The 10,934-nt window shown below is 44.8% G+C and carries 12 protein-coding genes; 7 read left to right on the forward strand and 5 right to left on the reverse strand.

The features are described from left to right. Positions 1–1,077 (forward strand): hybrid sensor histidine kinase/response regulator, encoded by a 1,077-nt coding sequence (locus QUA16_RS14225; protein ID WP_333103964.1) that lies wholly within the window; start codon positions 1–3, stop codon positions 1,075–1,077. 57 nt (positions 1,078–1,134) lie between these two features. After that, complete coding sequence (locus QUA16_RS14230) at positions 1,135–2,268, forward strand: hybrid sensor histidine kinase/response regulator (protein ID WP_333103965.1); 1,134 nt, start codon at positions 1,135–1,137, stop codon at positions 2,266–2,268. Here QUA16_RS14230 and QUA16_RS14235 read toward each other — a convergent pair. The 3 genes from QUA16_RS14235 to QUA16_RS14245 all read right to left on the reverse strand — a co-directional run bounded on the left by QUA16_RS14235 (position 2,265) and on the right by QUA16_RS14245 (position 3,944). Continuing rightward, complete coding sequence (locus tag QUA16_RS14235; protein WP_333181184.1) at positions 2,265–2,459, reverse strand: hypothetical protein; 195 nt, start codon at positions 2,457–2,459, stop codon at positions 2,265–2,267. The two genes, QUA16_RS14230 and QUA16_RS14235, sit on opposite strands and share 4 nt — an antisense overlap. A gap of 643 nt (positions 2,460–3,102) precedes the next feature. Further along, positions 3,103–3,315 (reverse strand): hypothetical protein, encoded by a 213-nt coding sequence (locus tag QUA16_RS14240; protein ID WP_333103966.1) that lies wholly within the window; start codon positions 3,313–3,315, stop codon positions 3,103–3,105. Continuing rightward, positions 3,312–3,944 (reverse strand): DUF416 family protein, encoded by a 633-nt coding sequence (locus QUA16_RS14245; protein ID WP_333103967.1) that lies wholly within the window; start codon positions 3,942–3,944, stop codon positions 3,312–3,314. The genes QUA16_RS14240 and QUA16_RS14245 overlap by 4 nt, the downstream gene beginning before the upstream one ends. A 276-nt stretch (positions 3,945–4,220) precedes the next feature. Between QUA16_RS14245 and QUA16_RS14250 the strand changes: the two genes are divergently transcribed. Both QUA16_RS14250 and QUA16_RS14255 read left to right on the forward strand, forming a co-directional pair. Continuing rightward, entirely contained in the window at positions 4,221–5,864 is a 1,644-nt protein-coding gene (locus QUA16_RS14250; RefSeq protein ID WP_333103968.1) for a GTP-binding protein, read from the forward strand. Continuing rightward, entirely contained in the window at positions 5,854–6,015 is a 162-nt protein-coding gene (locus QUA16_RS14255) for a hypothetical protein (protein ID WP_333103970.1), read from the forward strand. The genes QUA16_RS14250 and QUA16_RS14255 overlap by 11 nt, the downstream gene beginning before the upstream one ends. A gap of 7 nt (positions 6,016–6,022) precedes the next feature. On the opposite strand, the gene QUA16_RS14260 is transcribed toward QUA16_RS14255, so the two are convergent. Beyond that, a complete protein-coding gene (locus QUA16_RS14260; protein ID WP_333103971.1) occupies positions 6,023–7,156 on the reverse strand; it encodes an adenylate/guanylate cyclase domain-containing protein in 1,134 nt (377 codons plus the stop codon). A gap of 68 nt (positions 7,157–7,224) precedes the next feature. On the opposite strand from QUA16_RS14260, the gene QUA16_RS14265 reads away from it, so the two are divergent. Next, positions 7,225–7,455, forward strand: coding sequence for a hypothetical protein (locus tag QUA16_RS14265; protein ID WP_333103973.1), 231 nt, complete (start codon positions 7,225–7,227; stop codon positions 7,453–7,455). Positions 7,456–7,938: 483 nt separating this feature from the next. Next, a complete protein-coding gene (locus QUA16_RS14270) occupies positions 7,939–8,868 on the forward strand; it encodes a phosphoribulokinase (RefSeq protein ID WP_333083222.1) in 930 nt (309 codons plus the stop codon). A 131-nt stretch (positions 8,869–8,999) separates the two neighbouring features. On the opposite strand, the gene QUA16_RS14275 is transcribed toward QUA16_RS14270, so the two are convergent. Next, positions 9,000–9,188, reverse strand: a complete 189-nt coding sequence (locus tag QUA16_RS14275; RefSeq protein ID WP_333103975.1) for a hypothetical protein — start codon at positions 9,186–9,188, stop codon at positions 9,000–9,002. A gap of 110 nt (positions 9,189–9,298) precedes the next feature. Between QUA16_RS14275 and QUA16_RS14280 the strand changes: the two genes are divergently transcribed. After that, entirely contained in the window at positions 9,299–10,279 is a 981-nt protein-coding gene (locus QUA16_RS14280) for an ABC transporter ATP-binding protein (RefSeq protein WP_333103980.1), read from the forward strand. Positions 10,280–10,934: the final 655 nt, after the last annotated feature.

Here is a 10,934-nt window from a genome sequence, read left to right on the forward strand (position 1 = left end):
GTGAATAGACCATCCGTTTTAATCATTGACGACGAACCCAATAATTTTGATGTAATTGAAACCCTCTTGAGTGAGCAAGACTATCAATTGCATTACGCTGCCAGCGGGCAAGAAGCGATCGCATCCCTCGACATATTTGAGCCCGCTCTTATTTTGCTGGATGTGATGATGCCAGGAATAGATGGCATCGAAGTTTGTCGGCAAATCAAAGCCATGTCAAAATGGCAAGCCGTTCCCATCATTATGGTGACAGCATTAAACTCAAAATCAGACCTAGCCCATTGTCTCACTGCCGGCGCTGACGACTTCATTAGTAAACCTGTAAATGCTATTGAACTGCGTGCCAGAGTTCACTCCATGCTGCGAATTAAGCACCAGTATGACGACCTGCAAAGCTTACTCAAATTGCGGGAAGATATGGTTAAAATGGTAGTCCACGATTTACGCAATCCCCTGGCTGGTATCTTGCTTGGCTTGGAACTCCTAAAAAGCATAGAGTATCCTAGAGACAAACAACAAACCCACCTAGATGGAATTTACTCGGCAGCACAAGCAATACAGCTATTAATTGATGATTTATTGCAAATTTCATTACTAGAATCCGGTAAAAATCGTCTCAATTACGCAGAGGTTGATCTGTGCGATATCATAGAGTCGGCTATATCAAACTTGGAAGCGATCGCTGCTAAAAAAAATCAGTCGCTGGTCGCTCAATTACCAGAAGAAACCAGTAGGAAAGTTTCGGTGGATGCCACCATGATACATCGAACGCTGGATAATCTCCTCTCGAATGCCATTAAGTTTTCCCCACCCAATAGTCAAATCATAGTGAATGTAGAATTTCTCACATCTGGCAACGCAAAAATCCAGGTTATCGACTCTGGGCCGGGTGTTCCTGATACATTGCGGCACAAGATTTTTGAGAAATACGAGATTGGAAATCTGATGTCGGATGTCTCTCAAATAGGGTTGGGTTTAGCTTTCTGCAAAATGGTCGTTGAGGCACATGGGGGCGAAATTTGTGTGAGAAGCAACCAACCAAAAGGTGCCATTTTTGAAATCACTTTGGCAGCCTAACTGACGGATATCACCTGAACTCATAAAACTTTCTACATTATTGGAGTCGTTACAATTATGTCTCAATTCTCTATCTTAATTGTTGATGATGAGCCAGATAACTTTGATGTGATTGAAACCCTGTTATCAGAGCAGGATTATCAATTGCATTATGCTGCCAGCGGGCAAGAAGCGATCGCATCCCTCGATATATTTGAGCCTGATCTTATTTTGCTGGATGTGATGATGCCGGGAATAGACGGCATCGAGATTTGCCGGCAAATCAAAGCCATGTCCAAATGGCAAGCCGTTCCCATCATTATGGTGACAGCATTAAACAGAAAGTCAGACCTTGCCAACTGTCTGACTGCCGGAGCAGACGACTTCATCAGTAAACCTGTAAATGCTATTGAAATGCGTGCTCGCGTGCATTCAATGCTCAGAATCAAGCAACAGTATGATAATATCCAGAACTTATACCACATCCAAGAAAATACCATCAATGCCTTGGAAAGCACCCTCAATGAGCTGCGTGGCAACTTAGCTTCTAGTCTATCCCACGAACTGAATACGCCCCTCAATGGCATCTTAGGGACGATCGGGTTGCTCAAGGACGATATCGAAGACATGGATATCGCCGAAATCCATGAGATGTTAGGCTTGGCCGATGACTCTGCCCGTCGCCTAGAAAAATTAACGAAAAAATTCCTGATTTATTTAGAATTAGAACTATCCGCAAGTCAACAACACAAGATCGAATCTGCCCAAACTCTATTTTCAGCTTCCGCCATTGAAACCGAGTTGAAATACCAGGCTAAGAGCGTCAACCGTAGCAACGATCTGTTGTTAACTCTTGAGGAAGCGGAGATCGCTCTATCAGAGCGATATCTATCAACGATTCTCCATGAATTAATGGATAATGCACTGAGATTCTCCTCACCAGAGACAACCATTAAAGTTAGTAGTCAAGTCCTAGGGGAGATGCTGCATTTATATGTACATGACTCCGGGCAGGGCATGACAGAAGAGCAAATTGCTAAAATTGGTGCCTTCATGCAGTTTGAGCGCAAGAGGTATGAGCAGCAGGGTACTGGTATCGGCTTAAAAATTGTCCAAAAAATTGTCGAACTGGCAGGAGGAGAGTTGTCAATTACCAGTATCTATCAAAAGGAAACAACGGTACATCTCACTCTGCCGATTGTCCGCAATTAGCAATCGATTCCGGTTGCACTCCTTATCATTGTTGACGGTTGACTGTTGACTGTTGACGGTTGACTGTTGACGGTTGACGGTTGACTGTTGACTGTAGAAGGAGGGGTCAAAAAAATTAAAATTGCGCGAATTATTTGTTGGCAGCTTAATTCGACTTTACGCCCGACGATGAAGGGCGGATTTGATATCATATCATGTCCGATTGATTAACCATAATATCCCGGTCGGGGCGGGTTTTTGAGATTGTCAATTCTTGGCAAGTATTGTTGGTGAACCCGCCCCTACGAAAATCGCGGTCGATCAACCGGACATGATATCATTCCGGCGCAGCCGGAATTGAGATGAGAAGGAATAAATTTGCTTTGCCTGGGAATGGCAAAACATCAAAAAAGATGAACTAGCAGGACAAATATTTGACTCGGAATTAAAGCTTGCTTTTGCGGTAATTCATGGGATATAAGGTAAAGAAAAAACCGTACACAACCTATTAAATTTAACTCGAATCACCCTACTTAATCTTTTGTTACATACGGGCGAATTTTCCCAGCGACTTACTTAGTTCTGGTGCAAGGTACAATTGCAGACTGCGGGCGCGATCGCACTTTATCTGCACCCGCTACCACTAAAACCCCGCAAATCGCGCCCGCAGTGCGACAGAATCGGGATTTGCGGGTTCGCGCAGTACAATCGGGCGCTTCGCCATTTTAGACTTTAGATTTTAGATTTTAGATTTGCAATGACTTATGACGATCGGGCTTTGCAGCTTGCCTACAGTTGCATTCTTTTTTTTAACTCGTAAGCTGTCACGCATTTAATTTGTAAGCTACTGTTTACTTAAACTCTGGTGGCGCGGGCAGGAGGTAGAAATTCAGCAATAAAAATGGCGTAAGGGTCGTTTGTGCGCCGCCAGGGAAAGTCGCGCAGGTTTTGGGATGCCCAAACGCCAAGCTGATAGCGGAACCAATCAAGGTTTGCAGATTCTTTGCCAAGGGCAGCGTTTTCGGATTGGGCAGTTGCCTCTGTCGCAATGCTTGTTTGCTTTCTCATGACAAATCAATTAAGCTTTTTCCATTGTTGTGAGAGGAGGTACGGAGCCGCTCTAAAAATTCTCTATCTAGCGTCTCGACTTCTTTCAAGCGCTGCAAATCTTCTCTTTGTTTCGCCATTTCTCGAACCGAAAATGGGTGGTTGTCAATTTCTTTGGTTAGTTCTGCATACGGCTTTTCTCGCCAACCTTTAGGGTCTTTCGATTCGTCTATCCTATCGAGAAACTCAAAAAGGGTTTCTTTTACAGCTCGCGCTACCGCAATAGCGTCCTGTGGGGTTGGATCGAGACAAAGCTCGAGGGTAATGCCGATTGCACTGGCGGCGTGCTGTGCCTCAGGACAGTAGGATGATTGAGAAACGTCATCTGCGTCTGGAACAGCATCTATACAATTCTTTATTAATTGACTAATTTCCGTCACATTCAGTGGCTTACCTTGGAGTATTTGCCAAACTTCATCCAGCGCAGTTCTCAGTATAGTAAAATCACCCCAGCCTTCCTCTCGGGCAAAAGCGCTGTAGTTGGGAAGCAGCCTCTCGCAACAAGAAGCGGCAAACGCTATCCTGTGAAAGGGAGGAAGTTCTTCCAGTTCTTTTTCCAAGGTATTAAAATCGTGAAAGTTTAAATTCATGGAATTTGTGGATTAGTTGCGTGATTTTTGGTTAAACGGCACTGCAAGCGCTTCGGCATTTTTTGCAACCCTAAGGCTTTTTACTTATATTACCAAAAAGTAAAACTTACCTTCGAGAAAGTTTAGGGTTGTCCCCCAATCCAACCCCACCGTGAATCAATCCGGCAGGAGAACCCGCGAGCGAGCTTCAATCTAAATGCCAAATAGCTTATCACTTCCGAATTCTCATGAAAATGTAAAAATCAAAGCATAGCCCTTTTATTTGCCACTCCCCTCATGCCTTTGCCGCGCCTGTTAACCTTAATTGCTGCTTTCTGCCTCACCCTGGGGCTGATTATTGGGCTGGTGAGTTCCTTAACAGGGCTTTACAGTCAAGTTGCGTGGTCTGCTTCTCCGCTGCTGGCTAATTTGCTGATTTTCCTGATAATTGTACTTTTGGGAACGCTAATTTTTGCGCTGGTTTACTATTTTAGGCTGCTGCAACGGCCTCAGAAAGTTAAGGGAAAACGGCCGATTACTCCGAAGATTCCTGTTGTCAAAAGTGAAGCAGCTTCGGAAAATCTCAAAGCAATCAGGCAACAAGTCGATCGCATTCAAGATGAAGTAGCCCGGCAAGCTTTGCTGTTGAGAGCCCGCGAAATTGAAGCTAGCATGGCGAGGGGCTGCGTTCGAGTAGTTGTTTTCGGCACCGGTTCTGCGGGCAAAACTTCCGCTGTCAATGCGCTGGTGGGGCGGATGGCGGGACAGGTGGGCGCGCCGATGGGAACTACCGAAGTTGGGGAAACTTACACTCTGAAATTGAAAGGAATCGATCGAGAATTAGCAATTACCGATACCCCAGGCATCTTGGAAGCGGGAGTTGCGGGAACTTACAGAGAGGAATTGGCGAGGCAGTTGGCGGCGAGGGCAGATTTGATCTTATTTGTTTTGGACGGCGATTTGCGAAAATCCGAGTACGAACCGCTGCGGACTTTGGCGGAAATTGGCAAAAGGTCGATCGTGGTTTTTAATAAAGTTGACCTTTATCCCGACACCGACAGAGATGAAATTCTCGATCGACTGCGGCAGCGAGTCAAAGGTTTTGTATCAGCAATGGATGTAGTCGCGATTAGCGCCAATCCGCAAAAAGTTGTCCTAGAAGACGGCACAATTTTTCAGCCATACCCGGATATTATGCCATTAATTCGGCGCGTCGCTGCGATTTTGCGAGCCGAAGGCGAAGACTTAATTGCGGACAATATTTTGCTGCAATCTCAGCACTTGGGAGACCAAGCGCGCAAGTTAATTGATGCTCAAAGAAGGCGGCAAGCTGATAAGGCTGTAGAGCGGTTTCAGTGGATCGGAGCCGGAGTAATTGCCGTAACGCCTTTGCCAGTTGTGGATTTACTGGCGACAGCAGCAGTTAACGCTCAAATGGTAGTAGAAATTGCTAAGATTTACGGCTGCGAATTAAATATCGATCGCGCGAAAGAATTAGCCTTGTCTCTCGCAAAAACCCTAGCAAGTTTGGGAATAGTTGAAGGCGTAATTCAAGTAGTGTCAAGGGCGCTGCAGTTAAGCGTAGCCGGGTTTGTACTTGGCAAAGCAATTCAAGCAGTCAGCGCCGCTTATTTAACTAGAATTGCCGGAAAAAGTTTTATTGAATATTTCCGCCATGACCAAGATTGGGGCGACGGTGGCATCGCCGAAGTTGTGCAAAGGCAGTTTCAGTTAAATCGGAAAGACGAGTTTGTCAAAGCATTTGTCAAAGATGCGATCGCCCGCGTTGTCGAACCTCTGAACATCTATCAGCAGGAATCGGAACCCGAATTAGAAATGTCAGCGGAATTGGAACCAGAAATAGAACCAGAACCCTTGTATCAGCCGCCACAATACGACGATTGGGAAACTTACAGCAACAAACGCAACGATGAGTGGTAATTGGGAATGGGGAATTGGGAATGGGGAATGGGGAATGGGGAATGGGGAATTGGGCATTGTCAACTATCAACTGTCAACTGTCAACTGTCAACTGTCAACTGTCAACTGTCAACTGTCAACTGTCAACTGTCAACTGACAACTGACAACTGACTAATAACTAATTTCGCCCCACCAACAAATAAACGATCATTTCTCCCTTACCTTTAATCTCAACAGCACCGCGATTTTTAAACAAAAATTTATCTTTTAAACGATCGTAAACAGCAGCAGTCACCTGAATTTCCCCCGGAATACCGCTTGATTCCATGCGCTGAGCAACATTTACTGTATCCCCCCACAAATCGTAACTAAATTTAGTTAAACCAATGACTCCCGCCACCACCCCACCAATATTTATCCCAATGCGGAGACTAAAGTTGTGATTGTTTTCGACATTGAAGCTAGCGACAGCAGCTTGCATATCTAGTGCCATTTGGGCGATCGCAAAAGCGTGATTTTCCTGCGGTTCCGGCAAACCACCAACTACCATGTAAGCGTCACCCATAGTTTTGATTTTCTCCAAACCGTGCCGTAACGATAACTCGTCAAATAGACTAAAAATTTGATTCAGAACTTTCACCGTTTCTGCCGCAGTTTTTTGAGATGCAAAATTCGTAAATCCCACCAAATCGGCGAATAAAACGCTGACATCCGAAAAGCTGTCAGCAATTATGCTTTGTTTCTCCTGCAAGCGCTTTGCAATCGGTTTCGGCAAAATATTTAATAGCAATTCTTCAATTTTTTGTTTCTGAGACTTGGTTGTTTCCAAAAGCAACCGCGTTTCCCTTTCTGCCTGTTCCCGATAGGCGATTTCCTGCTGCAACATCAGATTTTTATCCCTCAGTTGCAACTCTAGTTCCCGCAGCCGCAATTGATTTTCTACCCTAGCTATCACCTCTACGGTTTGAAAAGGTTTAGTAATATAGTCCGCCCCGCCAGCATTAAAGGCTTTCACCTTCTCAGAAGCTTGTACCACAGCACTCAGAAAAATAATGGGAATGCCACGAGTGCGATCGCTCGCTTTCAAGCGACTACAAACTTCATAGCCATCCATATCGGGCATCATAATGTCCAGCAAAATCAAGTCAGGCTGAGCCAAATCCACAGCATCGAGTGCCTGTTGCCCGCTAGATGCAGCTTCTACTTTATAGCCTTTTCTGGATAAGATCAGCTCCAGTAACAATAAATTGTTAAGACTGTCGTCCACAATTAAAACACGGCCCTTTAATTTTTCTGAAGATGGTTGATTCATCGGCTTGCTCCGGGCTTAGTTAAGCTTAATAAAATTAAGATTTGTTTAAATTTATAAATTACGCACGGGTGCGTCCAAACCTATTTTTTTTCACAGAAAAACGCATTGCCGAAGGCAAGCAAGAGGAAAAAAAACAGGTTTGTGGAGGCATGATTGCCTCCTCAACTCTAATTTATTATACTAATTTGTCAAAACAGCGAAAGCTGGGGCTAAAACTTCATATTGCGGATAAATTCGATCGCCCAGGGCGTCGATTGATGGACTGGCGAATTGATGCACTGCTTGCTGGCTGGTTTTGAAACCAAAAATATCCCACAAGCCCCACCGCTGCAATTTGCACTACAAAAGACAAAAGAGACTACCCGGACACTTTGCAGGGATAATTTGCCCGAAATTATGACAAGAGTTGGATTCAAAAGTACGATCGACATCTTGGGCGGTTGAGAAATGGGCGTGATTTTTTAATCTGATGCTCCCTGAGTCTCCGGTGCCGCATTATATTAAGAAATATAACAATAATTTTACCCATTGGGGAGACTCCGGGGCGGATCAGGTCAATCGATTTTAGATTTTAGATTTTAGATTTTAGATTTGAAGCATTGACCCCACGGATAAATTCGGGGACTCCTTTATCGGATACAGGTTTTTTATTTCTCCACAGATGAATCCGGGGGCTTGTATCCTGGATGCTTTCGGTCAAACCGAGCGATCGGATCGAACACAACTTTGATAAGATTTAAGATTGACAACAAAATTTGCTATTGTGCGTCCGGGTAAAAACAATGAGCGATCGACCAATTATTCTCGGTATTGTCGGAGACAGCGCAGCGGGCAAAACCACCCTGACGCGGGGAATTGCCCAAGTATTGGGACCAGAAAATGTCACTGTGATTTGCACTGACGACTATCATCGCTACGACAGAAAGCAGCGGGCAGAAATCGGAATCACAGCATTGCATCCCGACTGCAATTACCTCGACATCATGCAGCAACATCTCAGTCTGCTGCGTACCGGACAAGCAATTCTCAAACCCATCTACAACCACACGACAGGTACATTCGATCCACCGGAATACATCAAGCCCAGCAAATTTGTAATAGTTGAAGGTTTGCTGGGTTACGCAACCCGAACAATCCGCGATTCTTACGACGTAAAAGTGTATCTTGCTCCTCCCGAAGAGTTGCGAACTCAGTGGAAAGTTAAGCGCGATATCATGAAGCGCGGTTATACTGAAGAACAGGTGCTTGCAGAAATAAAAAAACGGGAACCGGACTCTGAAGACTTCATTCGTCCTCAGCGCAAATCGGCCGACGTTGTAGTTAGTTTTTACCCGCCCGAAGCGGACAATGAATCGAATTTGAGCGTCCGTTTAGTGCTCAGACCGACAATTCCTCACCCTGATTTTACTGAAATTTTAGGTCGAGGCAGCGAGAGTTTTAAACCTGCAATTCGCTTGGGACTCGATCGGGATATGGGCAAACCTGTTGACGTTTTGGAAGTAGACTCCCACGCTACCAGCGAGCAAGTAAACGAACTGGAAATGATGTTGTGTAGCGAGTTGCCACACCTGCGGGGATTTTGCTCCGCCCAAGGCAACCCGGAAATTGGCAAACTGATCGGCACAACTGGCGAAGTTTTGCAAAGTTATCCGCTAGCTTTGACGCAGTTGCTAGTTGCATATCACATGATGAAAGCAATTCATGTGTATTAGTTAGTTGGCAGTTGTTAGTTGGCAGTTGGCAGTTGGCAGTTGGCAGTTGGCAGTTGGCAGTTGTTGGTTGTTAGTTGTTGGTTGTTATTGCAATGATTAATAACCAATAACCAATAACCAATAACCAATAACTAATGTAGTCGCAAAGTCTGGTTAGCAGTGCCTAATTGCTGAAGTGGCATGGAGACTGGCAACTGACTTTGAGGTGCGGGCAGCATTTCGCCTCGGAAGTCGAGGATGGTGACAAGCAGCAGGTAGGCAACTGCTAAAATTATAGAAATCACTCCAGTGATAATAGCAACAAGTTTTGAACGATCCATATTCAGCAAATTTTAACTACAGCTAATATTAGTTTAACATTAAAAATAGCAATTATTACTTAACTTATGCAATAGAATATAATCAGGTGCTAGTTATTTCTCTGACAAAAATGGAACCTCTTGTAGATGCGCCAAATCCCATAGAGATGCCCAGAGCTACCCCAGTGGTGGAAACATTTAATCTGGGGAAGTTCTACCGTACCGGCTTCTGGATGAATGAAAAAATTGAATCGCTCAAAAATTGCACTCTGACTGTCTCTGAGGGGGAAACTTTTGGGTTATTAGGGCAAAATGGAGCGGGGAAAACTACGCTGCTGAAAACTTTGCTGGGTATAGTGCGCCCCACTTCTGGCAGGGCGCTGCTGTTGGGGAGGCCTTTGGGCGATCGCACGGTGAAGCAGCGAGTCGGCTATTTGCCAGAAAATCCCTATTTTTACGATTATCTCACGGGCTGGGAATTCTTGCAGTTTGCGGCGGGGTTATTTCAAATTCCCCCCTCGATTCAGCGACAGCGAATTCCGAATTTGCTAGACTTAGTTGGGCTATCTCAATCGGCGGCAATTAAAAAACAGTTGCGCCAGTATTCTAAGGGAATGCTGCAACGGATCGGCATGGCTCAAGCTTTGATTAACAATCCCGATGTGGTATTTTTAGATGAGCCGATGTCGGGTTTAGATCCGATGGGGCGCTATCAGATGCGGGAGATAATTTTATCGCTGAAAAATCAAGGAAAAACGATTTTTTTTAATTCGCATATATTGTCTGATGTGGAGAAGATTTGCGATCGAGTGGCAATTTTGGCGAAGGGTGAGTTAATTTGCATTGGTGCGATCGACGAACTCTTGGGTAATACTGAAACTTACCGAGTTGAAGGTAGGGGCGGGCACTTCAATATCCTGAAAAAATGGATACCGGATATGGAAGTTGATGATGATTTGTGGTACGGTCATTTGCAGGGCGCTCCGAAGGATTTTCTTTCTACTCTGAGTGCTACGGGAGGGCAGCTAATTGGGATGAATTTGGCTAAGCCTAGTTTGGAAGAGTTTTTTATGCAGCAACTGCAAGAAAGAGGGATTTATTCTAGTGGTTGAAGTATCTTAAAAGAGGTAGATTGGGATTGATGGTGGCGCGGGGGCGGGTTTACGAGATTGTGGGTTTTGGGCAATTATTATCGGTGAACCCGCCCCTACAGAGTTATTGAAAATGGTGCAATATATCAGTTTAATCTCACATTATGCACCCTTGTCATGGCTCCTGTAGGGGCGGGTTCACCAACAGATTTAACGGTGCAGACAGGTTAAATAAACCCGCCCTCCCGGTTTTTATAGTTATTTTGAAAGAGGTAGATTGGGATTGATGGTGGCGCGGGGGCGGGTTTATAAGATTGTGGTTTTTTGGCAATTATTGTCGGTGAACCCGCCCCTACAAAGTTATTAAGAATAGTGCAATATATCAGTTTAATCTTACATTCGGCACCATTTTCATGGCTCCTGTAGGGGCGGGTTCACCAACAGATTTAACGGTGCAGACAGGTTAAATAAACCCGCCCTCCCGGTTTTTATAGTGGCGCGGGGGCGGGTTTATAAGATTGTGGGTTTTTGGCAATTATTGTCGGTGAACCAGCCCCTACAAAGTTATTGAAAATGGTGCAATATATCAGTTGAATCTTACATTCTGCACCATTTTCATACATCCTGTAGGGGCGGGTTCACCAACAGATTTAACGGTGCAGACAGGTTAAATAAA

The sequence above is a fragment of the Microcoleus sp. S13_C3 genome (assembly GCF_036700905.1).
Taxonomy (GTDB): Bacteria; Cyanobacteriota; Cyanobacteriia; order Cyanobacteriales; family Microcoleaceae; genus Microcoleus.

Excerpts from the sequence above, each read along its gene's own strand:
- QUA16_RS14230 (WP_333103965.1), top strand. The coding sequence starts at position 1,135 with ATGTCTCAATTCTCTATCTTAATTGTTGATGATGAGCCAGATAACTTT.
- QUA16_RS14235 (WP_333181184.1), bottom strand. The coding sequence starts at position 2,459 with ATGATATCAAATCCGCCCTTCATCGTCGGGCGTAAAGTCGAATTAAGC.
- QUA16_RS14240 (WP_333103966.1), bottom strand. The coding sequence starts at position 3,315 with ATGAGAAAGCAAACAAGCATTGCGACAGAGGCAACTGCCCAATCCGAA.
- QUA16_RS14245 (WP_333103967.1), bottom strand. The coding sequence starts at position 3,944 with ATGAATTTAAACTTTCACGATTTTAATACCTTGGAAAAAGAACTGGAA.
- QUA16_RS14250 (WP_333103968.1), top strand. The coding sequence starts at position 4,221 with ATGCCTTTGCCGCGCCTGTTAACCTTAATTGCTGCTTTCTGCCTCACC.
- QUA16_RS14255 (WP_333103970.1), top strand. The coding sequence starts at position 5,854 with ATGAGTGGTAATTGGGAATGGGGAATTGGGAATGGGGAATGGGGAATG.
- QUA16_RS14260 (WP_333103971.1), bottom strand. The coding sequence starts at position 7,156 with ATGAATCAACCATCTTCAGAAAAATTAAAGGGCCGTGTTTTAATTGTG.
- QUA16_RS14270 (WP_333083222.1), top strand. The coding sequence starts at position 7,939 with ATGAGCGATCGACCAATTATTCTCGGTATTGTCGGAGACAGCGCAGCG.
- QUA16_RS14275 (WP_333103975.1), bottom strand. The coding sequence starts at position 9,188 with ATGGATCGTTCAAAACTTGTTGCTATTATCACTGGAGTGATTTCTATA.
- QUA16_RS14280 (WP_333103980.1), top strand. The coding sequence starts at position 9,299 with ATGGAACCTCTTGTAGATGCGCCAAATCCCATAGAGATGCCCAGAGCT.